Here is a 26,985-nt window from a genome sequence, read left to right on the forward strand (position 1 = left end):
GGGCGGATGAAGCGCCGATGAAGGGGCTAGCGGCGAGCCAGCGTGACGGGCAGGACCGTGGTCCGGCGGCCGCTGCGGACGATCAGCCGGGTGCGGCCCCGCAGCCGCCGGCCGCTGGTGAAGGACCAGGTGCGCGGGGTCGCGCGGCGGCCGTGGAGGGTGACGCGACCGCGGCGCAGGTCGACCCGGGCGCGGCGGGCGGGTGCCGTCGGCAGGACGCAGGCGATCCTCGTCCGGTGGCGGCGGAGCGCGGTCGTGCGGCAGCGGACGGTCCGCGGCCCCGGGCCGGGGCCGCCGCGGTCGGCGGCCGTGATCAGGACCGCGGCGCTGGTGGTGGTGACGGGCGTCGGGACGGCGGCGAAGGTGGTGGTCACCGCACAGCTCAGGCGGTGGCCGACGTCGCCGCCGGTCGGCACGTAGCTGTCGCCCGTCGCGCCCGCGATTGCCGCCTCGTCGCGCAGCCACCGTCGCGTCAGGGTCAGGGGCGCCGCCGGCCAGCCGCCCGGACCGCAGGTCTGCGGCCGCCCGGCCTGGGCGGGACCGGCGATCAGCGGCCGCTCGGCCGGGACGCCGGAGGCGATCCGCCCGATCTGATTCCCGTTGCGCTCCGCGAACCAGAGGTTGCCGTCCGGGCCGACGGCGATCGCGGCCGGTCCGGCGCCGTTGCTGATCCCGGTCGCGAAGAGCGCGACCTGGCCGCCCGGCGTGATCCGGCCGACGCGGCCGCCGAGCTGGTCGGCGAACCAGAGGTTGCCGTCGGGCCCGGCGGCGATGCCGGTCGCGACCTGCGGTGTGGCGGCGCCGGTCGGGTACTCGGTCACCTGGCCGGTGGGCGTGATCCGGCCGATCCGGGTCGCCGGATCGGACGGGCTCCGCGAGTTCTCGCTGAACCAGAGGTTGCCGTCCGGCCCCGCCGCGATCGCCGCCGGGGCGCTGGTCGGGCCGCCGTACTCGCTGATCTGGCCGGTGGGGGTGATGCGGCCGATCCGCTTGCCGTCGTTCTCGGTGAACCAGAGGTTGCCGTCGGGACCGGCCGCGATCCCGACCGGCCCGGCGCCGGCGCTGAGTCCGGCGGCGAACTCGGTCACCTGGCCGCCGGGGGTGATCCGCCCGATCCGGTTGCCCACGGCCTCGGTGAACCAGAGGTTGCCGTCAGGGCCGGCGGCGATGCCGTAGGGCGCGCTGCCGGGCGTCAGGCCGCCGTACTCGCTGATCTGGCCGCCGGGGGTGATGCGGCCGATCCGGTCGGCGGCGAACTCGGTGAACCAGAGGTTGCCGTCCGGACCGGCCGCGATCCCGGTCGGCCGGGCGTTCGCGGTCAGGCCGGAGCTGAACTCCGTGACCTGTCCGTTCGGGGTGATCCGGCCGATCCGGTTGCCGCCGTCCTCGGTGAACCAGAGGTTGCCGTCCGGTCCCGCCGCGATCCCGACCGGCTGGGCGCCGTTCGAGATCCCGGCGCCGAACTCGGTCACGTCGCCAATCGACGCGGACGCCGGCGCGGCCGTCAGCAGGGCGGCGGCGAGCAGCAGCGCCAGGGTCCGCATGGCTCGGCGTCGGGGGATCGGGGGCATCTGGCGATCCTCCTCCCCGCGACGTGAAGCCGCGATGAAGACGTTCGTGTGTCGCTTCATCCCCGCTTCACGTGCCGGCCGCGAGGCTGCCGCCATGACGCTCCACCGCGTGGCTCATCTCACCCCGGTCCTGCTCGCGGTCGCCGCGATCGCCGCGGTCCCCTCGCCGGCCGACGCCGCGTCGCGCTCGTGCCCGACGAACGGTCGCGCGCTGTACCGGCAGCGGGCGCCCCAGCTGCGGGTGTCGGTCGTCGACCGGACCCTCTGGAGTTGCTATCGGGCCCGCGGCAAGCGGCGGGTGCTCCGCCGGCTCGGCCTCTGGAGCGCGGACAGCCGGGTGATCGTCGCGCGGGGCCAGGTCGCCTGGACCACCCGCCGCGTCGTGGACGGGGCGCCGGTCGACGGCCTGGGCGCGCTCGACCCGCGAACCGGACGCCGCTGGCTGGCGACCGACGACGCGATCCCCGCGGCCGCCGCCGCGACGCCGGCCGCGCCCGACCGGGTGCTGCGGCTGCTGGTCACCGACGATGCCGCGGCCTGGGTGACGGCCAACGGGACCGTCGCGATCGCGCTGGCGAAGCCCGGCCGGGGGAGGCCCGACGGCGGGGTCCTGCGCGGCGGCGAGGAGGACGGGGTCGTGCCCTACCGGACCGGCTTGACCTGGTTCCTGCGCAACTTCGGGCCGACCGAGGCGCCGGCGATCGCCGACCGGCTGCGGTTCTCGATCGACGGCGACGGCGACGAGTGCGACTGGGAGTCCTCGGCCCGCCTGACCACCGACGTGCCGGGCAGCAACCGCTGGGGCCCGTTGGACTACGTCTACGCGACCTGGACCGGCTCCGCCCCCAACTGCGGCTAGGCGCGGCGGCGCTGCGCCCTGTCGGGCTGAGGCCCGGCACAACCGCGACCGCCCCCGCACGACAACCGGATCCGGGCCCGCCGCGGGCCCGCGGATGTGCCGCGCAGAACGGTGCGCGCGGGGCGCGGACCGCCTATGTTCGGCCGTCCGATGGTTGCCTCGTTCCTCTCGCCGCCCGACGCCCGCGAGCGTCGCCTGCGGCGGCTGATGGTGCTCGCGATCGTCGCCGCGCTGGTGACGATCACGCTCAAGGCGGGCGCCTGGGCGATCACCGGGTCGGTCGGCCTGCTGTCGGACGCCGCCGAGTCGGTGGTCAACCTGGTGGCGGCCTGCTTCGGGCTGGTCGCGGTGATCTGGGCCTCGCACCCGCCGGACGACGAGCACGCCTACGGGCACGAGAAGGCCAACTACCTGTCGGCGGGCGTCGAAGGCGCCATGATCCTGGTCGCCGCGGCGACGATCGCCTACGCCGCGATCGAGCGGCTGCTGAACCCGGCCGACGTCGAGCGGGTCGGCGTCGGCCTGGCCGTCTCGGCCGTCGCGTCGCTGGTCAACCTGGTGGTCGGGCTGGTCCTGATCCGGACCGGGCGCCGCGACCGGTCGCTCGTGCTCGAGGCCGACGGCAAGCACCTGATGACCGACGTCTGGACCTCGGCCGGCGTCGTCGGCGGGGTCGCGCTGGTCGGGCTCACCGGCTGGCAGGCCCTCGACCCGATCGTCGCCCTGGTCGTCGCCGCGAACATCGTCGTCTCGGGCGTCGGCCTGGTCCGCCGCTCGACCGACGGCCTGATGGATCGCGGCCTCGACGACCAGGAGCTGACCCACGTCGAGGGCGTCCTCGATCGCTGGACCGACGACCAGGTGCAGTTCCACGCCCTCCGCACCCGACGGGCGGGGCAGCGCGCCTTCGTCTCGGTCCACGTGGTGGTGCCGGGCCGCTGGAGCGTCCAGCAGGGCCACGACCTGATCGAGCGGCTCGAGGTCGACATCCGCCAGGGTCTCGAACCGGTGACGATCACCACCCACCTCGAGCCGGCCGAGGACCCCGCCTCCTACGCCGACGCCGGGCTCGACCGCGACGACCTGCCGCCGGCGGGTCGCTGAGTCCGCCGCGCTCCGACTCCCCTCCATGCGCTAGCGACGGGCCCGACGGCCAAAACGCGGAGACGCGGTTCGTACGAATGACGGTCTTGGGCACCCGAGAGGCGGGTACGGTGCCACGGATGCCGGGTCCCGATGCCGGCACGTGACCCAGGAGCACCCATGAAGCAGTTCCACCTCGCGGTCGCGACGACCGCGGCTGCGGCGACCCTCGCCGCCACCGGATGCGGCTCGAGCGACAGCGGCGGCGACACGCCGCTCGTCGTCGGCACCACCGACAAGGTGGTCTCGATCGACCCAGCGGGCTCCTACGACAACGGCTCGCTGCAGGTCCAGACGCAGGTCTACCAGTACCTCCTGAACTTCGAGCCCGGCTCGACCGATCCGACGCCGGACGCGGCCGAGAAGTGCGACTTCCGCACGAAGACGACCTACGTCTGCACGATCAAGCCGGGCCTGAAGTTCGCCAACGGCCATCCGCTGACCGCGTCCGACGTGGCCTTCTCGTTCACGCGGATCAAGAAGATCAACGACCCGAACGGGCCTGCGTCGCTGCTGACGGCGATGAAGTCGGTCAAGGCGACCGACGACAAGACGGTCGAGTTCACGCTCGCGTCGCCCAACGACCAGACCTTCCCGCAGGTCTTGGTGACCTCGGCCGGTCCGATCGTCGACGAGGAGAGCTACCCGGCCGACAAGGTCCTCGACGACGCCGCGGCCGTGAAGGCCCAGGGCTTCTCCGGCCCGTACACGATCGGCGACTACACGAAGAACCAGCTCGCGCAGTTCAAGGTCAACCCCGACTACGACGGCACGTACGGCAAGGCCAAGGCCGACGTGACGATGACCTACTACGCCGACGCCAACAACCTCAAGCTCGACATCCAGAACGGCAAGATCGACGTCGCCTGGCGCTCGCTGACGCCGACCGACATCGCCAGCCTGGAGAAGAACGACAAGGTCAAGGTCTACAAGGGCGCCGGCGGCGAGCTGCGCTACATGGTCTTCAACCTGAAGACGATGCCCGGCTCGAGCGACGCCCAGAAGCAGGCCATCCGCCAGGCGATCGCCTCGTCGGTCGACCGCGACGAGATCGCCGCCCAGGTCTACAAGGGCACCTTCACCCCGGCCTACTCGCCGGTCGCGAAGGGCCAGTTCGGCGCGACCGAGGCCTTCAAGACGCTCTACGGCGCCAAGCCCGACAAGACCAAGGCCCAGAAGTTCCTCGACGACGCCGGCGTCAAGGCCCCGGTCGACGTGAAGCTCCAGTACAACCCGGACCACTACGGCTCCAGCTCCGACCAGGAGTACAACGCCGTCAAGCGCCAGCTCGAGGCGTCGGGGCTGTTCAAGGTCGACCTGCAGTCGACCGAGTGGAACACCTACAACGCCGAGCGGGTCAAGGACGCCTACCCGGTCTACCAGCTGGGCTGGTTCCCGGACTTCCCCGATCCGGACAACTACCTGACGCCGTTCTTCGCGCCGAACAACTTCCTCCAGTCGCACTACGAGGACCCGGCGATGACGAAGCTGCTCGACCAGGAGCGGACCGAGGCCGACAAGGGCGCCCGCGAGCGGGTCCTGGCCCAGATCCAGGACAAGGCCGCGGAGCAGGTCGCGACGCTGCCGCTGCTGCAGGGCGCGCAGATCGCGATCGCCAAGCCGAACGTCGAGGGCATCCAGGAGACCCTCGACCCGGCGTTCAAGTTCCGGTTCACCTCGCTCTCCAAGGGCTGAGCCGCGGGGTGCGGGCGGGCGCGTGATCGCGTCCGCCCGCCCCGCTCCCGTCCGCCCCGTTCCCCGGCACCGGAAGGTCCCGCATGTCCACCGCCGAGGCGCTCGCTCCGATCGAGCCCCAGCCCTCCGCACCCGAAACCCGCCCGCGCGGGCGACTGAGCCCGTTGACGCGCTACCTGCTCGTCCGGCTGGCGCTCGTGATCCCGATGATCTGGGTGCTGGTCACGCTCGTCTTCCTGCTGATGCGGGTGATCGGCGATCCGATCACCGCCGCCCAGGGCGGCCGGCTGACGGCGGCCCAGATCGCGGAGCGCAAGGCCCAGGCCGGGCTCGACCGGCCGCTGCTGACCCAGTACTGGGAGTACGTCAGCGGCCTGCTGCACGGCGACTTCGGGACGACGCTGACCGACCACCGGGCGATCTCGGAGATCCTGAAGGTCAACGGCGCGGCGACGCTGGAGCTGTCGTTCTACGCGCTGATCATCGCCTTCGCGATCGGGATCCCGCTCGGCCGGCTGGCCGCCCGCCACCGCGACCGGCTGCCGGACGTCGGGCTGCGGCTGTTCTCGATCGTCGTCTACGCGGCGCCGGTCTTCTTCCTCGGGCTGCTGCTGAAGCTGATCTTCACGCCGACGGGCTGGCCGTCGTCGGGCCGGGCGTCGACCACGACCGAGCTGATGCTGCAGAACGTCAGTCCGAAGACCAACGTCTTCCTGATCGACGCGCTCCAGACCGGCAACTTCTCCTATGTCGGCGAGGTGCTGCAGTACGCGCTGCTGCCGGCGATCGCGCTCGGTCTGCTGACCGGCAGCGTGTTCCTGCGGCTGGTCCGGATCAACCTGCTGCAGACGCTGCGCGCCGACTACGTGACCGCGGCCCGGGCGCGCGGCGTCAGCGAGCGGCGGGTGGTCTCCAAGCACGCCTTCCGCAACGCGCTGGTGCCGGTGGTGACGGTGATGGGGATGCAGATCGCGATGCTGCTGGCCGGCGCCGTCCTGACCGAGAAGACCTTCGAGTGGAAGGGCCTCGGCTACATGCTGGCCCAGTACCTGACCGCCCGCGACTTCGTGGCGGTCCAGGGGATCGTGACGGTGATCGCGCTGGTGGTCTGCGTGACCAGTTTCCTGATCGACCTGATCGTCGCCCTCGTCGACCCGCGAGTGAGGTTCTGAGATGCCCCGTCCCTCGCTCTCCCGCCTGGTGCCCAGCGTGGTCCGCCAGAGCCACGGCCTCCAGCGCTTCATGCTCGTGCTGGGCTTCGTGATCATCGCGGTCTTCCTGCTGGTCGCGCTCTTCGCGCCCTGGCTGGCGCCCTACGACTTCAACGCCGACCGCGCCAACGGGGTCGCGTTCGGCACCCAGCAGGCGCCGTCGGCCGATCACCTGATGGGCACCACGGTCGGCGGCACCGACGTCCTCTCGCGGGTCATCTACGGCGCCCGCACCGCGGTCGAGGTGATCCTGCTGGCGATGCTGACGTCGAGCGTGATCGGGGTCCCGCTGGGCCTGATCTCCGGCTACGTCGGCGGTTGGCTCGACCGGGTGCTGGTGCTGATCACCGACGCGCTCTACGCGTTCCCCTCGCTGCTGCTGGCGATCGTGGTCTCGATCGTCGTCTCCGGCGGGTCGAGCGGCGCGCTCGGCGGGATCTTCGCCGCGGCGCTGTCGATCACCGTGATCTTCATCCCGCAGTACTACCGGGTGACCCGCAACGCGACGCTGTCGGCCAAGACCGAGCCCTACGTCGACGCCGCCCGCGTGGTCGGCGTGCGGACGCCGCGGATCCTCTTCCGCCACATCTTCTCCAACGTCGCGCAGACGCTGCCGATCATCGCCACGCTGAACGCGTCGGAGGCGATCCTGACCCTCGCCGGCCTCGGCTTCCTCGGCTTCGGGATCGAGCCGTCGTCGGCGGCCGAGTGGGGCTACGACCTGAACAAGGCGCTGCCCGACGCGACCAACGACATCTGGTGGACGGGCCTCTTCCCGGGGATGGCGATCGTGCTGATCGTGCTCGGGGTGACGCTGGTCGGCGAGAGCCTCAACGACATCCTCAACCCGCTGCTGCGGACCCGCAGCGGCGACGCGGGCAGCAGCGCCGACGAGATCGAGCTGGACGAGCTGGTCGGGCCGCAGGGCGAGGCGCCGGCGCTGACCACGCCGCTGGTCGCTGGCCCGGGGGAGGAGGCCGGGACGGACGACGGCGACGGGGCGGCGAAACGGGTGGCGGCGCTCTCGCTGCGCGACCTGGCGGTCTCGTTCCGGACCGACGCCGGGCCGATCCGCGCGGTCCGTGGGATCAGCTTCGACGTCGCCCCGGGCGAGGTCGTGGCCGTGGTCGGCGAGTCCGGATCGGGCAAGTCGGTCAGCTCGCGCGCCGTCCTCGGGCTGCTGCCGGCGACCGCGTCGGTGGCCGGGGCGGCGACGCTGCGGGCGCCCGACCGGCCGCCACGCGAGCTGCTGGGAATGAGCAACGCCCAGCTGCGGCCGATCCGCGGCGATGAGGTGTCGATGGTCTTCCAGGAGCCGTCGACCGCGCTCAACCCGGTCCGCACGATCGGCTGGCAGCTGGCCGAGGGGATCCGGGCCCACCGCGACCTGTCGCGGAAGCAGGCGCGCGAGCGGGCGATCGAGCTGCTCGAGATGGTCGGCCTGCCCGACCCGCAGCAGCGGGTCGACTACTACCCGCACCAGCTCTCGGGCGGCCAGAAGCAGCGGGCGGTGATCGCGATGGCGATCGCCTGCGACCCGGACGTGATCATCGCCGACGAGCCGACCACGGCGCTCGACGTGACGGTCCAGGCGGCGATCCTGGAGCTGCTGCTCTCGCTGCGCGAGCGGCTGGGGACGGCGATCGTCCTGATCACCCACAACATGGGCGTCGTCGCCGACACCGCCGACCGGGTGGTGGTGATGTACCGCGGCACGATCGTCGAGGAGGCGCCGGTCGACCAGCTCTTCTCGGCCCCACGGCACAGCTACACGCGGGCGCTGCTGGACGCGGTGCCGCACCTCGGCCGCGAGCAGGGGCCGCTGCCGATCGCCGACGCCGAGGTCGTGCTCGAGGTCGACGACCTGGTGGTGGAGTTCCCGGGCCGGCTCGGCCAGCCGTCGTTCCGCGCGGTCGACGGCGTCTCGCTGGAGATCCGCAAGGGCGAGGTGCTGGGCCTGGTCGGCGAGTCCGGCTCCGGCAAGTCGACGATCGGCCGGGCCGCGGTCGGGCTCCAGCAGCCCTCCAGCGGCACCATCCAGGTCTCCGGCGCGACGATCTCCGGTCTCTCCGACCACCAGCTCCGTCCCCACCGCAAGCGGTTCGGCTTCGTCTTCCAGGACCCGGCCGCCTCGCTCAACCCGCGGATGTCGATCGGCGACTGCATCGGCGAGCCGCTGCGGGCCCAGACCGACCTGCCGGCCGGCGAGATCGAGGCCCGCGTGCGGAGCCTGCTGGAGAACGTCGAGCTGCCGGCCGCCTACGCCTCGCGCTTCCCGCACGAGCTGTCGGGCGGTCAGCGCCAGCGCGTCAGCCTCAGCCGCGCGTTGGCCCTCGACCCCGACCTGCTGATCGCGGACGAGCCGACCTCGGCGCTCGACGTCTCGGTCCAGGCGCGGGTGCTGGAGCTCTTCACCGAGCTGCAGCAGCGGCTCGGCTTCGCCTGCCTGTTCATCAGCCACGACCTCGCCGTCGTCGACGCGCTCGCCAACCGCGTGGCCGTGATGCAGCACGGCCGGCTGGTCGAGATCGGCCCGCGGGCCCAGGTGCTCGGGGCGCCGAAGGAGGAGTACACGCGGCGCCTGATCGCGGCGGTGCCGGTGCCCGATCCCGCCGAGCAGCGCCGCCGGCGGGCGGTCCGTGGCACGCTCCTGACCGACGCGGGGTGAGGAGAGGGGGCGGGCCCCGACGGTCCATGCGCTAGGCTCGTTGCAGGTCGCACGATCCGTGTGGCCGTCCGCAGGGCCCGCGTCTTGCAGTCGTTGCCTCCGGGGCCCCTCGGCACAGCGCGATCCAGGCCAGCGGCCTCCAGTCGCTGGCCGAGACGTGTCGATGAGCTGCGACGCCGAGCAGGGGCCCAAGGGCCCCGCGGCGGCGAACGTCGTCGTCATCCGAGCCGCCGCGAATCGCGCGCCGGCCCGAGCGCCGCCGCGGAGCCAGCGGAGCCAGATCACCACGAGAGGGAGATCCATGGGATCGAACCGGAAGAAGAAGACGACCTTCGCCAAGCTCGACCGCGAGCAGAAGCTGCGCGACCGTCGGATCGAGAAGCTCGCCCGCAAGGAAGCGCGGCGCCTGACCGTCGCGCCGCTGCCGCGCGACGGCGCCGACGAGGCCGCCTGATGGTCCCGCCCGGGAGCTCCGGCGCCTACGACGTGCGCGGCCAGCGAGGCCCGGGCGAGGACGGGGACCGCGAGCCGTTCGGGGGCCTGCGGCGCCAGCGGTCGCCGTCGTCACGGCGGCGGGACGGCGCGGGCCCCGCAGCCGACTGGGCGGGCGAGTTGCCCGTGGCGGCGGTCCGGCGGCTCGCGAACACGCGTCGCGGACGCTAGAGCCAGCGGCCGCGCCCCTCGCGGTTGCGTCGGGGAGCCGCCGGGCATAGGGGCCGCGAGCCAGCGCGCTCGCGGCTGCGGGTTCGCCGGTTCCGCGGTCCTCGATCGCAGGGGCGGGCTGGCTGCGCGGCTCGACCACCGGGTGGCGTGGTCTCCCGCTCCGCGAACGGTCGCTCGGCACGCACCGCCGGGGTTAGGCTGCGAGCGATGCCGAGTCGGAGCGCGAACGAGGAGTGGGGCGAAGGAGATCGCCAACGGGATCGCGCAGATCTACAAGGACTCCTACGGTCGTGGGCCGGAGGCGATCCGGGTCTACAACGTGCGCCAGGACGCGGTCCTCTGCGTGCTCGAGGGAACGCACTCCGCCGCCGAGCGGACCCAGGTGGAGATGGGCGAGGCGAGACGCGTCCGCGAGACGCGCGTGTTCGTCCAGACCGGCCGGCGCGCGTCGTCCTGCGACGTGGTCGCGGCGGCCACCAACCGCAGCGTGCGGGGCTACGTGGCCGGCCACGACCCGGTGCAGGACATCTCGACCGAGTTCTTCCTGCTGGATCCCGATCCGGCCGAGCGGTCGTGAAGCTCCCGCCCGTCGTCCTCGCGGTGCATGATCGTGTACTCGACGCGCGCCCGCCGCTTGGTAGGAGCACAGTCGCTCGTCCGTTGTGGGTTGACGGGCGTGCACCGAATCTGATTGGCTCATGACTCGCAGGCGTCGCCCGCTGGTCGGAGACGCCGGAGGAGAGCCATGGTCGAGTCCGCCGCCACGCCCCGCGTGTCCCCGCTTCGTCGCCGCGTGCTGCGGGCGGCGCGGGCGCTGACGAACCCGCTGCTGCCCGACGACTACCTCGCGCTGCTGAACCCGAAGTGGTCGACGCGCGAGCTGACCGGGACCGTCGAGCGGGTCGTCGCGGAGGCCGACGGGGCCTGCACGGTGGTGGTCCGGCCCGACTTCCCGTGGCCCGGCCACCGGTCCGGCCAGTACCTGCGGATCGGGGCCGAGATCGACGGCATCAGGCGCTGGCGCGCCTACTCGCTGACCAGCGACCCGGGGCACCCCGACGGGCTCCTCGGCGTGACGGTCAAGCACGTGCCCGACGGCGAGATGTCGCCGTGGTTCACGCGCCGCTGCCGGCCCGGGACCCAGGTGCTGCTCGGGGCCGCGGAGGGCGAGTTCGGGCTGCCTGACCAGACCCCGGAGCGGATCCTGATGATCACCGCCGGCAGCGGGATCACCCCCGTCTTCGCCCTGCTCCGCGAGCTCGAGCGGCGCGGGGCCCTGCACGACGTCGTCCACCTGCACGGGACGCGCACCGCCGAGCGCTTCATCTTCGGGCCGCGTCTGCGCGATCTCGCGCGGCGTCACCGCGGCTACCGGCTGCACGAGCAGATCAGCAGCAGCGACGGGCGCCTGCGGACGGTCGATCTCGACCGGCTGGTTCCCGACTGGCGCGGCCGGGCGACCTTCCTCTCCGGTCCGCGGGAGATGATCGACGTCTTCCAGGAGCACTGGAAGGAGCACGGCGACGATCCGGCGCTGCTGCGGACCGAGCGCTTCCAGCCGGTGATCGGCGAGGGCGACGGCGGCCTCGGCGAGGGAGGCAGCGTCCGCTTCCTGGTGACGGACGTCGAGGCCACGTGCGACGCCGGCGTGTCGATCCTCGTCGGGGGCGAGCGCGCCGGCGCGACGCTGCCGCACGGCTGCCGGATGGGGATCTGCCACACCTGCGTGGGCAAGCTGCGCTCGGGTCGCGTGCGCGACCTGCGCTCGGGCGAGGTCCACGGCGAGGAGGGGCAGACCGTGCGCACCTGCGTCAACGCGCCCGAGGGCCACGTGGAGATCGAGCTGTGAGCGACCGAGGGGAACGCATGTCGGAGACCGGGACCAGCGCCGCGACGAACCCGCTGCAGCGCCTCACGCCGGAGCAGATCGAGGAGATCGGCCAGGCGTTCCAGCGGATCCACGACGAGGTCAAGGCCGACCTCGGCGAGCGCGACGCCACCTACATCCGGAGCATGATCACCTTCCACCGGCGGCTCGTCGCGCTGTCGCGGATCGTCTTGATGGCCTCGCGCTACCCGCCGGCCTGGGCGCTCGGGACCGCGGGCCTGTCGGCGGCCAAGATCCTGGAGAACATGGAGATCGGCCACAACGTCCTGCACGGCCAGTGGGACTGGATGAACGACCCCAACATCCACTCCTCGACGTGGGATTGGGACACCGCGTCGACCGCCGCCTCGTGGAAGCACTCCCACAACTACGTCCACCACACCTTCACGAACATCGTCGGGAAGGACAAGGACGTCGGCTACGAGATCATGCGCGTCGACCCCAAGCAGCCCTGGGAGCCCCGCTACCTGGCGCAGCCGCTGGTGAACGTGCTGCTGATGCTGCTGTTCGAGTGGGGCGTCGCCCTCCACGACCTCGACATCGACGCGATCCGCGAGCGGCGCAAGGACCCGAAGCTTTTGCGGCGCGAGCTGCGGGGCATCGCCGGCAAGGCGGGCCGCCAGATCCTCAAGGACTACATCGTCTTCCCGGCCCTCTCCGGCAAGCACTGGAAGAAGACGCTGGTGGCCAACGCGACGGCCAACGTCGTCCGCAACGTGTGGTCGAACATGATCATCTTCTGCGGCCACTTCCCGGACCAGGCCTACACCTTCACCGAGGACGAGGTCGCCGACGAGACCCGCGGCGGCTGGTACGTGCGGCAGCTGATCGGCGCGGCGAACATCGAGGGCGGGCCGCTCTTCCACGTCATGAGCGGCAACCTCGGCTACCAGGTCGAGCACCACCTGTTCCCCGACATGCCGTCCTCGCGCTACGCCGAGATCGCGCCGCGCGTGAAGGAGATCTGCGAGCGCTACGGCCTGCCGTACAACAGCGGCCCGTTCTGGCAGCAGTGGCTGATGGTCCAGCGAACGCTCCTGCGCCTGTCCTTCCCCGGTGGTCGCGAACGGCCCAAGCCCGGACCGTACGTCGCGCCCGCCGCGGAGCCGGCGGAAGCGCCGGCGACGGTCGCCGGCGCGCACGGCGCGATCCCCGCCTTTCCCTGAGCGGGACGGGCACCGCCCGGATCCAGCGGTTGTAACTCTCGCGGGCCCGGCACCGTCCCAGGGGCGTCCAGTTCGACCCCGAGGAGACGACATGACCCCGGACAGCGACGGAATCAAGGGCCGCGCCAAGGAGGCCATCGGCGCCGCCGCCGGCGACGACCAGCTGCGCCGTGAGGGCAAGGGCGACCAGGCCGCCGGCAAGGCCAAGAAGGTCGTCGACGACGCCAAGCAGAAGGCCGATGCGGCGGTCGACCGGGTGAAGGATGCGCTGCGCCGCGACGACCGCGGATGACGCCCGGGAGGTCAGCATCGGCGTCGCCCGCGCCGCCGGTCCGGGTGACAGGCTGGCGGCGTGGATGACGTCCCGTCAGACGCGGCGCTGGTCCGCCGGGTGCGCAACGGCCACCTGGAGGCCTTCGAGCCGCTGGTGGCTCGGCATCGCGACACCGTCGTGCGGGTCGCGGCCCGCGTCGTCGGGCCCGACGAGGCCGAGGACGTCGCGCAGGAGGCGTTCCTGCGCTGCCTCTCGCGCCTGCCGCAGTACCGGGCCACGGGCAGCTTCCGGGCCTGGCTGCTGCAGATCGCGCACCGGACGGCCCTGGACGCGGTCCGCCGGCGGCGGCCGCTGCCCGTCGACCCCGAGGGCGAGGCGCAGGTGGCGGTCCGCGACGACGATCGCTCGCGGCAGCCCGCCCGCCAGCTCGAGGCCCGCGAGCGCCGCGATCGTCTGGAGCGCAAGCTGCTGGACCTGCGCGAGGAGCACCGGGTCGTCCTGGTGCTGCGCGACCTCGAGGGTTTCGCCTACGACGAGATCGCCGACGCGACGGAGGCGCCCATCGGCACGGTCAAGGGCCGCCTGTTCCGTGCTCGCAAGGAGCTGATCGACCTGCTGCGCAACAACACCTACGACTGGGACCTGCCCCGATGAACGGCGCGGACGAGCCCGCGGGCGTACCGGGCCAGGAGCGGCTCGGCGAGCTGCTCGACGAGCTGCGTCGCGATCCGCCGACGACCCGCGACGCCGAGCACTTCGATCGCCGGGTCCTGGCGCGCGCCCGCTGGCAACGTCCGCTGCACCGCTCCACCCGCGACGCCGGCGCGCTCGCGAGCTCGATCGGCGAGGCGCTGCGGCTGCTGCTGCGGCGCCGGGTCGTCGGCTCGGCGGCGGAGCACCGATCCGACGACGAGCCCCCGTCCGGCCGTCCCGACCGTGAGGAACCGCGATGATCGCCGCCGTCCGCCCCTTCGACGACCGTCTGCTGGACGCGCTGGGGACGTTCGTGCCGCGGCTCGCCGCGGCGCTGGTGATCCTGGCCGCGGGCTGGTTCCTGGCGCGGATCCTCGGCGCGGGGACCCGTCGGCTGCTGCGGCGGCTGGGGTTCGACGACCTCGGCGAGCACTACGGCGTCGGACCGGTTCTCGGTCGGGTCGGGCTGGCCCCGTCGCTGGCGGCGGCGATCGGTCAGGTCGTGCGCGTCGCCGCGCTGCTGGTCGTGATCTCGGCCGCGATCTCGGTCCTCGGGGTCGCGGTGCTGAGCGAGTCGCTCAACGCCGGGGTCCTGTTCCTCCCGCGCGTCCTCGCCGCCCTCGTGCTGGTGTTCGTCGGGGTCCTGCTGGGGGCCGCGGTCGAGCCGCGGGCCCGCCGGCTGGGCGACGAGCTCGACCTGCCGTTCCCGCTCGGACGGGCCCTCCAGGTCCTGATCGTCGCGATCTTCGTCCTGACGGCGGCGGCGCAGGTGGCGATCTCGACCGAGCTGCTGCTGATGCTGGTGGCGATCGTGCTCGCCGCGGTGCTGGCGACCGGCACGCTCGCGTTCGGCCTCGGCGGGCGCGACGCGGCCCGCGCGGTGACCGCGTCGCGATACCTGCTCGGCACCGTCGACGAGGGCGACGAGATCGAGGTCGCGGGCTACCGGGGCGTCGTCCGCGCGCTCGAACCGACCTTCGTCCAGATCGAGCTGCCCGACGGCCGGCTGGCGCATCTGCCCAACCACCTGCTGCTGACCGAGCCGCTGGTCGTCGCGCGCGCGCCGACGGACGCCGACGGCTGACGAAACCTTTCGGGCGCGAGATCCGTCCCAGGGCAGGGGACCCCGCTGGGGTCCCGACCATCCCCCCGGAACGAAGGAGCCCCCGATGGGCATCATCGCCTTTCTCGTCCTCGGCCTGCTGGCCGGTCTCATCGCTCGTGCGATCAACAACGGCCCCGAGCCCGGCGGCCTGCTCGGCACGCTCGTGGTCGGCGTGGTCGGCGCCATCCTCGGGGGCCTGATCGCCTCGGCGATCGGCATCGGCGGCCTCTCGAGCTTCTTCAGCATCGGCACCTGGGTGACCGCGATCCTGGGCGCCCTGCTGCTGCTCTGGATCTACGGCTTCGTGGTCGGCGGGCGCCGGAGTCACGCATGACGTCCCGCGACCAGACCGTCGATCCGCACCTTCTCGATCCCGACCCCGACCCCGACCCCGCCGCGGCCCCGGCGGCGGGGTCGGGGTCGGCCGAGGACGGCGACGGTCCGCCCCGCGAGCCCGGCGCGGGCCAGGTGCCGGCGAGCGGCATGGTGCCCGCGCGGGAGCGTCGACGCAGCGGGCTGGAGCGCGGGGCGATGCGGATCGTGGCGACCCTCGGCGTGATCGCGATCGCGACCGCCCTCGGCGCGATCCTCGCCAGCCAGGACGTCGAAGGGTGGATCGTCGGCCTGGCGGTCGGCACCACCTCGGTGGTCCTGGCCGCGATCCTCTGGTCCTCGCGCCAGCTCTGAGGCGTCGCCCGCCCGCTGCCGGCTCGCGTGGCGGATCGCCCCCGGACGCCGGGGGTCAACCGCCACGCGAGCGGGTCAGAGGGCCGCTGGAAGATCACGATCCCGGTCCTCGTCCAGCGGCTGCGGTGGCGGTCGGCGAGCGGGCACCCGGCACGCGCCGCCGCGGCTAGGCTGCGAGGGGGATGCCGGTCGCGGGGCGCTCGCCGGTCGCCGAGGGCGCGGTTGGTCAGACCTATCGGGGGCGCGGACGCGCAGAAGCTGACGGGAATAGGGCATGGCACGGTGGCGCCGCAACGGGTAGAAAGTGCATTGGACGGACCATCCGCTCGGCGATGGTCGTCCGCGCCACCACCCCTGAGGAGGGTCATGTCCGACGTAGAGCGCGTTCGCGAGCGGGGGTCCGAGATCTCCGACGACCTGGGCGGACGTCTCGCGCGAGCCTCACGGGGTCGTGCATGAGCGTCGGCGAGGTCTCGCGACCCCCGTTCCGCTCGGTCTTCACGCTCGGCGACCTGATCGACGAGCGCGAGTTCGGGTTGGAGCTGGTCGTCGGCGACGAGGAGGCACTGCGGCGCCCGGTGGCGGGCGCGCAGAGCATGGAGCTGGACCACCCGACGCGGTGGCTCGACGTCAAGTGGGTGATGCTGACGACCGGCGTCCGCCTGCCGGGCCGGCCCGACGCCCAGCGCGAGCTGGTGCGGGAGCTCGCCGAGGCCAACGCGACGGCGCTCGGCTTCGCGACCGACGCCGTCTTCCACTCGATCCCGGAGGTGATCCTGGAGGAGGCGCGAGAGCTCGACTTCCCCGTCTTCTCGGTCCCGTTCGAGACGCCGTACCGCGACATCATCTCGTTCGTCAACCGCTGCCTGCTCAACAGCGAGGTGCAGAGCTACCGGCGGCTGACGTCGATGCAGCGGTACCTGATGGACGCGCTCGCCGACCCGCAGCCCGAGCACACGGTGATCGAGCGGCTCGCCGACCTCGTCAACGCGACGGTGCTGCTGTTCAGCGCCGACGGCGGGCTGGAGGCGGCCAGCGGCGACGCGCCGACCGAGGAGCTGTGGGCCAAGATCGCCGATCGCCGACCGGCGCTGCGCGAGTTCGACGCCGCCGGCTGGCACGCGATCGCGACGCCGGTGGCCTCGACGAGCGACATGCCGGTGCGCTGGCTGGTGGTGGCGAGTCGCCGGGCCGCCTTCGTCGACAAGCTCACCAAGCCGGTCGCGCAGGCGGCCGTGCCGCTGCTGGTGGCGATGACGCGGCTCGGCGACGTCGCCCGCGACCAGGAGACCGCGGTCCGGAGCTCGCTGCTGGAGGAGATCCTGGCCGCGCCGCCTGGCGCCATGCCGAGCCTGCTCGCCTCGCGGGCACGCGCCTTCGGCCTCGACTTCGCGCGACCGGGCCGGATGGTCGTGATCGAGGGCGCGAGCGACGGCGCGGCGTCGCCGGAGCGGCTCCAGCAGGTCGCCGAGGAGCTCTGGAAGGCGGCGCGGGACCGCGGCTTCGCGTACCTCGTTGCCGTGTCGGAGCGGGCGGTGACGGCGCTGCTGCAGGAGCTGCCGGAGGTCGGCGTGGTCGAGGTCGTGACCGCGTTCACCGAGGCGCGGGAGGGGATCGTCGCCGGGATCGGCCGCGCGGTCCAGGAGCTCGACGCCGTGTCCCACTCCCATCGCGACACGCGGATCGCGCTGGAGCGGATCCGCCACGGCACCGCCGAGCGCGTGCTCGCCTTCGAGCGGTTCGACCTCGCCACGCTGCTGATCAGCCAGGTGCCGGCCGAGTCGGTCCAGCCGCGGGTCGAGGAGCTGCTGGGGCCGCTGCGGCGCAACCCCACCCGCTACGACGCGCTGGTCGCCTACTTCCGGCACGACCTCGACATCGCCGAGGCCGCGCAGTCGCTGCACCTGCACCCGAACTCGCTCCGCTACCGGCTGATGCGGGTCGAGGAGGAGCTGGGCGAGTCGCTCAAGCACCCGTCGCTGCTCGCCACGCTCTACCTCGCGCTGCTCGCCTCGCCGGACGCGCCGCTGGAGCAGTGACCGGGCGGCGGCGCCCGGGCTAGTAGCGCCGCCCGAGCTGGAACGGCAGCAACGTCCGCGGCACGACGTCGTCGAGGACCATCTGGGCGACGGCCGAGCCGGTCGCGGGCCCGAGCGTCATGCCCGACATGCCGTGGCCGGTGGCGACGAAGGCGCCGGTCGCGCCGGGGACCGGGCCGATCGCCGGCAGCGCGTCGGGCAGGTACGGCCGCAGTCCGGCCCATTCGAGCTCGCGCCGCTCCGGACGCCAGTCGCGCAGGTAGCGGACGGTCCCGTCGGCGATCGCCTCCATCCGCCGCCGGTCGCGGCTGTCGTCCATCCCGGTCAGCTCGAGCGTGCCCGACAGCCGCACGCCGCCGGCGAACGGCGTCACGCCGACCTTCGACTCGGCGAAGTAGAGCGCGTGCCGCGGCGCGGTCCCGCTGCCGTGGGCGGTGATGCTGTAGCCCTTCGCCGGCTGCAGCGGGATCCGCTGGCCGAGCCGCTCCAGGAGCGGCAGCGACCAGACGCCGGCGGCGATCACGAGCCGGTCGCAGTCGATCGTCTCGCCGCCGGCGCGGACCCGCCAGCCGCCGCGGTCGCGGTCGAGCCGGTCGATCGCCGTCTGCTCGCGGACCTCGACGCCGCTCGACCGCAGCCGCTCCGCGAGCGCGCCGCAGAGGCTCTCGGGTCGCACCCAGGCCTCGCGCTGGGCGAGCATCCCGAAGCCGACCGACGGGTCGAGCGACGGCTCCAGCTCCAGCAGCTCGGCGCCGCTGAGGCGGCGGAGGGCGGGGTCGTGGCCGAGGCTCTCCATCACGGCGAACTCGCGGTCGAACTCGGCCAGCCCGGCCTCGGACTGGGCGACGAACAGCAGCCCGGTCCGCTCGTGCTCGAACGCGAGCCCGTCGCGCTCCAGGTCGGCGTACAGCTCGTGCGTCCGCTCCCCGAACTCGAGCATCACGCGCATCCCCTCGCGGTAGCGGGCCGACGTGCAGTTGCGGGCGAAGCGCACGCACCACGCGGCCAGCTTCGGGTCGAGCCGCGGCCGGATGTAGAAGGGGCTGCTCGGGTCGAGCATCCACTTGAGCGACTGCAGGATCACCCCCGGACCGGCGATCGGCCCCGAGAGCGACGGCGTGATCCAGCCGCCGTTGCCGCGGGACGTCGCCTGGCCGCAGCGGTCGCGCTCGACGAGCGTGACGTCCGCGCCGCGGGCCCGAAGATAGTACGCGGTGCAGAGGCCGATGACGCCTCCGCCGACGACGCAGACACGCACAGCAGCCTCCTCCTTCGCCAGGGACCGCCGGGCCGCGTTCGGCCCGGGGGCGTGCACACCCGGTGCACGAGTTCATCCAAGCGAATCGCGGGCGGTCGGACCGCCGCGTTCGATCCAGTCTCGCCGACGCGGTTCGTGGTTCTCACAGGTGCCGCCGCCGCCGCGGTCCCGGACGCTAGGCCGGCGCCGGGTTCCCGGCCGATCCCCACGACCACGTCGGAGAGGACGCATGACCTCATCTGCCCAGACCACCACCCTCGAGCGGCTCGCCCAGCGCGGCCTCGAGCTGCCGCCCGCGCCGGTCTTCCCGCCCGACCAGCAGACGGCCGTCCCCGACTTCGCGCGCGACGGCGACCTGCTCTACCTGTCGGGCACCGGTCCCTTCTGGGGCAACGAGCTGCGCTACAAGGGCAAGCTCGGCGCCGACCTCGACGTCGCGGCGGGGGCCGCCGCCGCCCAGCTGACGCTGCTCAACCATCTCCGCGCGCTGGTCGACGCCGGCATCGACCTCGAGCGGCTGCGCTGGCTGAAGGTGCTGGGGATGGTCAACAGCGCACCGGACTTCGAGCAGCAGCCGTCGGTGATCAACGGCTTCTCCGACCTCGTGATCGAGCTGTTCGGGGAGGAGCGGGGGATCCACGCTCGCTCGGCGATCGGCTTCGTCGCGCTGCCGATGCAGATGGCCGTCGAGATCGAGGCCGTCTGCCGGATCGTCTGACGCGCCGGAGCTAGCGACTGCCGGCCGGGACGGCGCGCTCCGGCTGCGGCCGCCCGTGCACCGCGACGCCGTCCTTGAGGACGAGCGACGGCGTCGCCAGCGCCCGCAGGTCCTGGCGCGGGTCGTCGGCGAAGACCGCGACGTCCGCGCGCGCGCCCGGCTCCAGCACGCCGACCTCGCCGTCGAGCCCGAGCGCCGCCGCGCCGTTGGCCGTCAGGGCCCGCAGGACGTCCGCGACCGGCAGCCCGGCGCCGCGCAGCGCGACGGCCTCGCGCACGAGCACGTCGGGCGCGAAGCCGACCACCATCGGGTCGCTGCCGGCCGCGATCGTGACGCCCGCGGCGTGGGCGCGCTGGAACGAGCGACGGTGGACGGCGGCGACGTTGGCCTCGTAGTCGTCGGCGTCCTCGGGCGGCAGCGTCCGCGCGTAGTCGCGCAGCGTCTCGGTCGAGAAGGCCCACAGCGTCGGCACCAGGATCGTTCCGCGCCGCACCATCTCGTCGACGACCGCGTCGTCGAGCCCGATCCCGTGATCGATCACGTCGACGCCGGAGGCGACCGCCGCCCGCGCGGCCGGGAGGCCCTCGCAGTGGCATCCGGTCCGCACGCCGAGCGCCCGCGCCTCGGCCGCCGCGGCGGCGATCTCGGCGTCGTCGAGGAAGCGGTGGACCCGCCTCCAGCGTTCCTCGCTCGGCGCGTGCGACAGCACCAGCTTGATCAGGTCCGCCCCGGCGGCGTGGATCTCGCGGACCAGGCGGCGGACGTCGTCGGGGCCGTCGGCGAGCTCCTGGCGCCACCCGCGCGGTGCGCTCGCGCCGGTCACGTTGACGCCCGCCGCGAGCAGCCGCGGGCCGGGGACGCGGCCGCTCTCGATCGCCCGCTTGAGCGTGTGGATCGCGACGGTCCGCGAGCCCGTGTCGCGGACGGTCGTGATGCCGGCCGCGAGCAGCGCGCGGGCCGTGGCGATCGCCTCGACCATCGCCTCGGCGACGTGCTCGTGGTCGGGGTCGGCCGTCGAGGCGACCATCAGGTGGCAGTGGGAATCGATCAGCCCCGGCGTCACGTGGCCGCCGGCGACGTCGAGCAGCGGCACCTCGCCGCCGTCGGGCAGGCTGCCCTCGCGCACGAGCTCGACGACGCGGCCGGCGCGGACGACGACCGCGCGACCGTCGTCGAAGCGGCCGGTGCGGCCGTCGAGCAGCGGCCCGCCGTGGATGATCAGGTCAGCGCCGGCCATCGTCGTCTCCCGGGCGCGGCTGCGCCTCCGGCGGGCAGGCGTCGAAGATCTCGAGCGGCAGCAGCGCCGTCACCATCGCGTTCGGCGGGTTGACGACCTGGCTCAGCCGCAGCTCGGCCGCGACCCCGACGATCACCGCCGCCTGCTCGGGCGCGAAGCCGCGCTCGTCGACGAGGTAGCCGACCAGCTCGTCGAGCGCGCCCCGGAGCGCCGCCGAGAGGTCGAGCGCGTCGCCGCGGCCGGCCTCGTCGAGGCTGAGGCCGGTCGTCGCGATCCAGCGGCGCCCGGTCTGCAGCGGCGTGCGGTCGTCGATCTCGACGGCCGGGCGGGTCGGCTTCCAGGCCAGGCCCTCGGCCTTGCGCAGGTCGAGCCGGAGCCGCACGCGGGCCGAGACCTCGATCGCGCTCGCCAGGCTCTCGCCGTCGCCCTGGGCGAAGTGGGCGTCGCCGACCGAGACGAGCGCTCCGGGCACGTCGACCGGCAGCAGCAGCCGGCTGCCGAGGCCGAGCAGGTTGAGGTCGATGTTGCCGCCGATCCGGCGCGACGGCTCGGGATGGAGGCCGTCGGTGGCGATCGGGGCGTGGTCCGGGACCGCCCCCTCGGCGCTCGGCCGCTTGCCGCCGCCACCGCGCGCGGCGGAACGCGCCTCGGCCTCGTTGATCCGCGCCAGCGACTCGCGCGACGGGGCGACGCCGACGAGCCCGAGCAGCGGCCGGGCCGGGATCGCGACCCCGGGGACGGCCTCGGTGCGGGCGACGCCGTCCTCGATGGTCCAGGTGACGAGGAACGGATCGAGGCGGCTCGGGCCGAGGACGGTGAAGTCCGGGAAGACGCCGGTCCAGCCGGTCGCCGACGGTTCGAACGACAGCAGCGTGATCTCGACCAGGTCGCCCGGCTCGGCGCCGTCGACGGCGATCGGGCCGGTCATCGGGAGCCCGCGCCCGCCGCCGGTCCCCGCGAGCAGGGCGAGCATCGCCTGGGCGTCCATCCCCGGGCTGATCTGGCCGTCGAGCCCGTCGCGCACGTCGAGCTCGACGACGTCGCCGGGGCGGACGGTCAGCACCGGCGAGATCTCCGGGTGCCAGCGGTTGTGGCCGACACCGGGGGTGTCGGCGAGCGGGAGCGCGCGATCGAAGTGGATCGTCGCGGCAGGCTGTTCGGTGCGCTTCACGGCGCTAGCCAGTCTGGGCGACCGGTGGTCCGTGGCCCATCGTCAATCGGGCAAGGTCGGCGGGCAGCCTCGGAGCCGCTACGAAGGTCCGCCGGCGACCCTGCGGCTAGCGTGGCCGGGTGCCCAAGATCCTGGTCGTCAACTCCAACGCCTCCCGCGAGGCGACGAGCGCGATCGAGCAGGCCTGCGCGTCGCTCGCCGGCGACGGTCTCGCGCTGGACTTCGCGACCGCCGGCGGCGGGGCGGAGGGCATCGACACGCTGCTCGACATGACGATCGCCGCGGTCGAGACCGCGCGCGTGGTGGCGGCGCAGCGCGACCGCTACGACGCCTACGTCGTCGCCTGCGGGGTCGACCCGGGGCTCGACGCGGCGCGGCAGGTGACCGACAAGCCGGTCGTCGGGATCGCCGAGGCGGCGCTGCTCTACACCTGGCCGCTCGGGCTGCGGTACTCGCTGCTGACGACGGGCCGGGCCAGCGTCGCCTATCTCGACCAGCTGGTCCGGACCAAGGGCCTCGACGCCCGGCTGGCGTCGATCGCGACGGTCGAGGCGACGACGACCGGGATGATGGGCGACGACGGCGACGGGCTCTACGACGCGTTCCTCGCCGTCGCGCGCGAGCAGATCGAGGAGCGCCTCGCGGAGGTGCTCGTGGTCACCGGCTCGATCATGACCCCGCTCGCCCGCCGGCTGGAGGCCGACACCGGCGTCCCCGTCGTCTCGGGCCTGCCGTGCGCGGTGACGCTGGCGGCGTCGCTGGTCCGCCTCGGTCTGCGGACCAGCCACCGCTACTCCTACGCGACGCCCGTCAAGGTCGATCGCCTGCTCGGCTACGACGACCTCGCGCCGGTCTACTCGGCGCCTCAGAACATCCCGTAGCGATCGAGCGCGTCGAGCGGAGGGAGGCCCTCGCGGATCGCGACGCGGATCGCGCGCTCGGTCCGCACGATCTCCTCCGCGCGCGTGAGCACCTCGTCGCGAAGCTGGTGCGGGATCACCACCGTTCCGTCGTGATCGGCGACGAGGTAGTCGCCGGTGTTGACGGTGACGCCGCCGATCTCGACCGAGTGGCCCCACCGGAGCAGGTCCCAGCGCGGGGTGCAGTCGCGCGGGGTGCGGAAGCGGCAGAAGACCGGCAGGCCGCTCTCGAGCACCATCGCGACGTCGCGGCAGCCGCCGTCGGTGATCACGCCGGCGCACCCGCGCGCGATCAGCGACGTCGCGGCGAGGTCGCCGAGCTGCGCGGAGTCGCCGTCGTGCGACTTGTAGACGGCGACGCTGCGCGCGGGGACGGCCTGGAGGCACTCGAGGATCCGCCGCATCGAGCTCTGGTACTCCAGGCCGGTGCTCGGACGGCCCTCGGCGACGAACGCCGGGCCGGCGAGCCGCATGCCCGGTCTCAGCGGCGCGATCGACGGGGAGAGGCACTGCTCGGTGTGCCCGAGCTCGTCGAGGACGTCGGACAGCGTCGAGGTGTACACGGCCTCGAAGCGCTTGACGAGCTCGGTGTGCGCGATGGCGGTCTGGGTCACTGCGGGACTCCCTCAGGTCGGCTGCGGCGGCGGTCGTCGGGGTCGGCGGCCGCCGCCGTCTCGGGCACCAGCTCGGGGCTAGAAGATCCCGTACTCGTCGTAGAGCGTCGTCGGGGTCTCGCCGCCGACGACCTTCTCGCGGATCTCGCGCTCGGTCGCGACCATCTTCTCGGCCCGCTCGAGCACCTCCTCGGTCAGCGCGGCGGGGATCACCACGACCCCGTCGGCGTCCGCGAAGACGTAGTCGCCGCTGGTGACGGTGACGTCGCCGATCTGGACCGCGTGGCCCCACTCGACCAGGTCCCAGCGCGGCACGCAGTCCTGCGGGTTGCGGTAGCGGGTGAAGACCGGGATGCCCGACTCGAGCACCATCTCGACGTCGCGGCAGCCGCCGTCGATCAGCGCGCCGGTGCAGCCGCGCGCCAGCAGCGAGCTGGCCGACATGTCACCGAAGTGCGCGCTGCCGTCGCCGTGGCTCTTGTAGACGGCGACGGCGTGGGCCGGCACCGACTCGAGCCAGTTGAGCATCTTCCGCATCGAGGCCTCGAAGTCGGCGTCCGGCTTCGGCTTGCCCTCGCAGACGTAAGCGGGGCCGGCGAGCTTCATCCCCGGCTTCAGCGGCACGAGCTCGCTCGGCAGCGCCTGCGTGCGCAGGTCGAGCTGGTCGAGCACGTCGGCGACGATCGCCGTGTAGACCTTGAGGTAGCGTTGAGCCAGCTCAGCGGGCGGGGTGGTTCTCTCAGTGGCCATCTGATCTCCTGGGAGCGGTCGGAGCGACGCTCCGCCGGTTGGTTGTCGGGGGCGTGAAGCGTTCGCGCGCGACGAATCGGCCGAGCCCGGGCTCGCCGACGACGTCGAAGTCCTCGACCACCGGGCGCCCGCGGACGAAGACCGAGTGCGCGGCCCCGCGCACCGTCATCCCCTCGAACATCGAGTGGTCGGCGCGCGAGCGGTGGGTGGTGGCGGAGAGCTCCAGCTCGCGCGAGCCGTCCCACAGCACGAGGTCGGCGTCGCCGCCGACGGCGACCGCGCCCTTGCGCGGCAGGCCGAAGAGCCGCGCCGGCGTGGTCGCGGCGAGGTCGACCACGTCGCTGGGGGAGAGGCGGCCGCCGTTGACGCCCAGGTGCCACAGCACCTGGAGCCGATGCTCGATCGTCGGTCCGCCGCTCGGGATCGTCGCGAAGTCCGGCGCGAGCGCCTTCTCCGTCTCGTACTGGTACGGGCAGTGGTCGCTGCCGAACGCCTGCAGGTCGCGCTGCGCGAGGCCGCGCAGCAGCGCCTCCTGGTCGGCGGGCGTCCGCGGCGGCGGGGCGAAGACGTACTTGGCGCCGTCCTCGCGCTTGAGCCAGGTGCTGTCGATCGTCAGGTACTGGGGGCAGGTCTCGCCCCAGACGGCGGCGCCGGCCCGGCGCGCGGCGACGATCGCGTCGAGCGCCTCGCGGCAGGAGACGTGGACCACGTAGAGCGGCGCCTCGGCGACCCGCGCCAGGGCGATCGCGCGGGCGGTCGCCTCCGACTCGGTCAGCGGCGGGCGCGTCCGCGCGTGCCAGATCGTCTCGCGGTGGCCGGCGGCGAGCGCCTGCCGGACGAGCACGTCGATCGCGTCGCCGTTCTCGGCGTGGACCATCGTCAGGCAGCGCTGCTCGCGCGCGATCTGGAGGGTCCGGAAGAGCGCCTGGTCGTCGACCATGACGTCGTCCTTGTAGGCCATGAACAGCTTGAAGCTGGTGACCCCCTGACCGGCGACCTCGACCAGCTCGGCCGGCGTCCGGTCGCCGTCGAACTCGCTGAGCGCGATGTGGAAGCCGACGTCGACCAGCGGGGGCGTCCGCTCCAGCTTCCCGTGCCAGGTCGCGAGCGCCGCACCGCAGCTGGCCCCGGGCTCCTGCATCGCGAAGTCGATCACGCAGGTCGTTCCACCGACGGCGGCGCCGGCGGTCGCGACGGTGAAGTCGTCGACCGTGCGCGAACCGGCGTAGTCGAGGTCGATGTGGGTGTGGGGGTCGATCGCGCCGGGCAGCACGTACAGGCCCGAGGCGTCGACGACGCGATCGGCGCGGGTGCCGATCGCCGTGCCGATCGCCGTGATCGTCCCGTCCTCGACGAGCACGTCGGCGTCGCGCTCGTCGTCGGAGTTGACGACGCGACCGCCGCGGATCAGCAGCGAGCCGGTGGGAGGCGCTCCGGTCATCAGCCGACGACCGCCTCGAAGACGCGCAGGAAGTTCTCGCCGAGGATCCCGCGGATCTGCTCGTCGTCGTAGCCGCGGGCGACGAGGCCGCGCGTGATGTTCGGGAAGTCGCGGCAGTCGGCGAGGCCGGGGAGGAAGAGGAGGTCGTCGGGACGCGGCCCGAGCGGGCCGCTGACCCACTGCCGGAAGGCCGACTCGATCACCGACATGGGGGCCTGCAGCGGCCAGTCGGTCCCGATCCCGACGTGCTGCCAGCCGATCAGGTCGCAGATGTAGTCGACGTGGTCGAGCATCGTCTCGATCGTCGCCCCGGCGGTGGCCGAGAGGAACCAGGGGATCGCGTTGACCCCGACGACGCCGCCGGTCTGGGCGATCGCGCGCAGCTCGTCGTCGCTCTTCGCGCGCGGGTGCGGATGGAGCGCGGCGGCGCAGGTGTGGGAGGCGACCAGCGGGGCGGTCGAGACGCGGCAGGCGTCGAGCGTCGTCGTCTCGTTGGAGTGGCTGACGCAGAGCAGGAGGTCGAGATCGTTGGCGCGCCGGATCACGCGCTCGCCGAAGGCGCTGAGCCCGACGTGCGCCGGGGCGGTGCAGTCGCCGCCGACGGCATCGGTCGAGTAGGTCAGCTGCAGCATCCGCAGCCCGAGCCCCCACATCGAGTCGATGATCCGCAGGTCGGGCCGGATCGGCGAGATGCTCTCGCTGTAGAGGAAGGCGGCGTGCTCGCCGCGCCGCTTCGCCTCGCGGATGTCGGCGGCGCACAGCGCCTTGCGCATCCACGGCAGGTTGTCGAACAGCGCCTGCGCGCCCCCCGCGAAGCGGATCAGCTCCTCGACCGAGGCCAGCTCCAGCCAGCACTGGCCGACGGTGATGCCGGAGGCGTCCCAGCCCTCGCGGTAGGCGTCGAGCTGGCCGCGCGCCGCGCGGTGGGCGATCAGCGCGTCGCACTCGGCGAACATCAGCGACGCGTCGCCGGACGCCTCCCAGAAGGCCTCGACCTCGGCGGTCAACGCGGGCGGGAAGGCCGTCGGACCGAGCGGCGCGACGAACCACATGTCGCAGATGACGCTGTCGGCGTGGAGGGTGGCCGCGCGCGCCTCCTGGGCCGCGTCGAGCGGGAACGGCCAGTGGGAGGGCCGGTTCTCGTGGGGGAGGGGCCTGGTGGGGTTCGGGTGACTCATCGCAAACGATCCGTTCGTCGCCTCAGACGCGAGCGG

At 73.3% G+C, this 26,985-nt stretch carries 26 protein-coding genes and 1 pseudogene; 19 read left to right on the plus strand and 8 right to left on the minus strand.

The window, feature by feature from the left end; genetic code table 11:
- Positions 1-26: 26 nt before the first annotated feature.
- Complete coding sequence (locus tag SH587_RS02755) at positions 27-1,571, minus strand: Vgb family protein (protein ID WP_320669027.1); 1,545 nt, start codon at positions 1,569-1,571, stop codon at positions 27-29.
- 109 nt (positions 1,572-1,680) lie between these two features.
- Between SH587_RS02755 and SH587_RS02760 the strand changes: the two genes are divergently transcribed.
- The 17 genes and pseudogenes from SH587_RS02760 (at position 1,681) to SH587_RS02835 (ending at position 17,662) form a co-directional block, all read left to right on the plus strand.
- Positions 1,681-2,430, plus strand: a complete 750-nt coding sequence (locus SH587_RS02760; RefSeq protein ID WP_320669028.1) for a hypothetical protein — start codon at positions 1,681-1,683, stop codon at positions 2,428-2,430.
- A 150-nt stretch (positions 2,431-2,580) separates the two neighbouring features.
- Positions 2,581-3,534 (plus strand): cation diffusion facilitator family transporter, encoded by a 954-nt coding sequence (locus SH587_RS02765; RefSeq protein WP_320669029.1) that lies wholly within the window; start codon positions 2,581-2,583, stop codon positions 3,532-3,534.
- 159 nt (positions 3,535-3,693) lie between these two features.
- The gene (locus SH587_RS02770) at positions 3,694-5,268 is read left to right on the plus strand and encodes an ABC transporter substrate-binding protein (protein WP_320669030.1); all 1,575 of its coding nucleotides are present in this window, start codon (positions 3,694-3,696) and stop codon (positions 5,266-5,268) included.
- Positions 5,269-5,474: 206 nt separating this feature from the next.
- Positions 5,475-6,440, plus strand: a complete 966-nt coding sequence (locus SH587_RS02775) for an ABC transporter permease (RefSeq protein ID WP_375341723.1) — start codon at positions 5,475-5,477, stop codon at positions 6,438-6,440.
- Positions 6,441-6,510: 70 nt separating this feature from the next.
- Positions 6,511-7,326, plus strand: a pseudogene (locus tag SH587_RS24585) (ABC transporter permease); the annotation flags it as partial.
- A 165-nt stretch (positions 7,327-7,491) separates the two neighbouring features.
- Complete coding sequence (locus SH587_RS24590) at positions 7,492-9,147, plus strand: dipeptide ABC transporter ATP-binding protein (protein WP_375341724.1); 1,656 nt, start codon at positions 7,492-7,494, stop codon at positions 9,145-9,147.
- A gap of 301 nt (positions 9,148-9,448) precedes the next feature.
- Entirely contained in the window at positions 9,449-9,601 is a 153-nt protein-coding gene (locus SH587_RS02785) for a hypothetical protein (protein WP_320669033.1), read from the plus strand.
- 351 nt (positions 9,602-9,952) lie between these two features.
- Positions 9,953-10,387 (plus strand): Na-translocating system protein MpsC family protein, encoded by a 435-nt coding sequence (locus SH587_RS02790; RefSeq protein ID WP_320669034.1) that lies wholly within the window; start codon positions 9,953-9,955, stop codon positions 10,385-10,387.
- 168 nt (positions 10,388-10,555) lie between these two features.
- Entirely contained in the window at positions 10,556-11,659 is a 1,104-nt protein-coding gene (locus SH587_RS02795) for a ferredoxin reductase (RefSeq protein WP_320669035.1), read from the plus strand.
- Positions 11,660-11,676: 17 nt separating this feature from the next.
- Positions 11,677-12,864, plus strand: coding sequence for a fatty acid desaturase family protein (locus SH587_RS02800; RefSeq protein ID WP_320669036.1), 1,188 nt, complete (start codon positions 11,677-11,679; stop codon positions 12,862-12,864).
- 91 nt (positions 12,865-12,955) lie between these two features.
- A complete protein-coding gene (locus tag SH587_RS02805) occupies positions 12,956-13,156 on the plus strand; it encodes a CsbD family protein (protein ID WP_320669037.1) in 201 nt (66 codons plus the stop codon).
- 60 nt (positions 13,157-13,216) lie between these two features.
- Entirely contained in the window at positions 13,217-13,792 is a 576-nt protein-coding gene (locus SH587_RS02810; RefSeq protein ID WP_320669038.1) for an RNA polymerase sigma factor, read from the plus strand.
- Positions 13,789-14,091, plus strand: coding sequence for a hypothetical protein (locus SH587_RS02815; protein ID WP_320669039.1), 303 nt, complete (start codon positions 13,789-13,791; stop codon positions 14,089-14,091). The genes SH587_RS02810 and SH587_RS02815 overlap by 4 nt, the downstream gene beginning before the upstream one ends.
- Entirely contained in the window at positions 14,088-14,915 is an 828-nt protein-coding gene (locus tag SH587_RS02820) for a mechanosensitive ion channel family protein (RefSeq protein ID WP_320669040.1), read from the plus strand. Before SH587_RS02815 ends, SH587_RS02820 begins: the two co-directional genes overlap by 4 nt.
- Positions 14,916-15,000: 85 nt before the next feature.
- Entirely contained in the window at positions 15,001-15,270 is a 270-nt protein-coding gene (locus SH587_RS02825) for a GlsB/YeaQ/YmgE family stress response membrane protein (protein WP_320669041.1), read from the plus strand.
- Positions 15,267-15,623: a hypothetical protein gene (locus SH587_RS02830; protein ID WP_320669042.1), complete on the plus strand. Its 357-nt coding sequence runs from the start codon at positions 15,267-15,269 to the stop codon at positions 15,621-15,623. The genes SH587_RS02825 and SH587_RS02830 overlap by 4 nt, the downstream gene beginning before the upstream one ends.
- 455 nt (positions 15,624-16,078) lie before the next feature.
- Positions 16,079-17,662, plus strand: a complete 1,584-nt coding sequence (locus SH587_RS02835) for a PucR family transcriptional regulator (protein ID WP_320669043.1) — start codon at positions 16,079-16,081, stop codon at positions 17,660-17,662.
- 19 nt (positions 17,663-17,681) lie between these two features.
- On the opposite strand, the gene SH587_RS02840 is transcribed toward SH587_RS02835, so the two are convergent.
- A complete protein-coding gene (locus SH587_RS02840; RefSeq protein ID WP_375341720.1) occupies positions 17,682-18,977 on the minus strand; it encodes an NAD(P)/FAD-dependent oxidoreductase in 1,296 nt (431 codons plus the stop codon).
- A 172-nt stretch (positions 18,978-19,149) separates the two neighbouring features.
- Here SH587_RS02840 and SH587_RS02845 point away from each other — a divergent pair, with 172 nt between their 5' ends.
- On the plus strand, positions 19,150-19,638 hold the full coding sequence (locus SH587_RS02845) for a RidA family protein (protein WP_320669045.1): 489 nt from the start codon (positions 19,150-19,152) through the stop codon (positions 19,636-19,638).
- A 10-nt stretch (positions 19,639-19,648) separates the two neighbouring features.
- Here the strand turns inward: SH587_RS02845 and SH587_RS02850 are convergent, their stop codons facing one another.
- Both SH587_RS02850 and SH587_RS02855 read right to left on the minus strand, forming a co-directional pair.
- Positions 19,649-20,875 carry an amidohydrolase family protein gene (locus SH587_RS02850; protein WP_320669046.1) on the minus strand — a complete coding sequence of 409 codons (1,227 nt, stop codon included), beginning with the start codon at positions 20,873-20,875 and terminating at the stop codon, positions 19,649-19,651.
- On the minus strand, positions 20,862-22,046 hold the full coding sequence (locus SH587_RS02855) for an acetamidase/formamidase family protein (RefSeq protein WP_320669047.1): 1,185 nt from the start codon (positions 22,044-22,046) through the stop codon (positions 20,862-20,864). The genes SH587_RS02850 and SH587_RS02855 overlap by 14 nt, the downstream gene beginning before the upstream one ends.
- 119 nt (positions 22,047-22,165) lie before the next feature.
- Between SH587_RS02855 and SH587_RS02860 the strand changes: the two genes are divergently transcribed.
- The gene (locus tag SH587_RS02860; protein WP_320669048.1) at positions 22,166-22,927 is read left to right on the plus strand and encodes an aspartate/glutamate racemase family protein; all 762 of its coding nucleotides are present in this window, start codon (positions 22,166-22,168) and stop codon (positions 22,925-22,927) included.
- Here the strand turns inward: SH587_RS02860 and SH587_RS02865 are convergent.
- From SH587_RS02865 to SH587_RS02880, 4 genes are all read right to left on the minus strand, one after another.
- Entirely contained in the window at positions 22,912-23,580 is a 669-nt protein-coding gene (locus SH587_RS02865; protein WP_320669049.1) for an RraA family protein, read from the minus strand. The genes SH587_RS02860 and SH587_RS02865 overlap by 16 nt on opposite strands.
- 78 nt (positions 23,581-23,658) lie before the next feature.
- Entirely contained in the window at positions 23,659-24,330 is a 672-nt protein-coding gene (locus SH587_RS02870) for an RraA family protein (RefSeq protein ID WP_320669050.1), read from the minus strand.
- Entirely contained in the window at positions 24,320-25,771 is a 1,452-nt protein-coding gene (gene hydA, locus SH587_RS02875) for a dihydropyrimidinase (RefSeq protein WP_320669051.1), read from the minus strand. Before hydA ends, SH587_RS02870 begins: the two co-directional genes overlap by 11 nt.
- A complete protein-coding gene (locus SH587_RS02880; protein ID WP_320669052.1) occupies positions 25,771-26,949 on the minus strand; it encodes a dipeptidase in 1,179 nt (392 codons plus the stop codon). Before SH587_RS02880 ends, hydA begins: the two co-directional genes overlap by 1 nt.
- Positions 26,950-26,985: the final 36 nt, after the last annotated feature.

This window comes from Patulibacter defluvii (assembly GCF_034096925.1).
In the GTDB taxonomy this organism is placed as follows: Bacteria; Actinomycetota; Thermoleophilia; order Solirubrobacterales; family Solirubrobacteraceae; genus Patulibacter; species Patulibacter defluvii.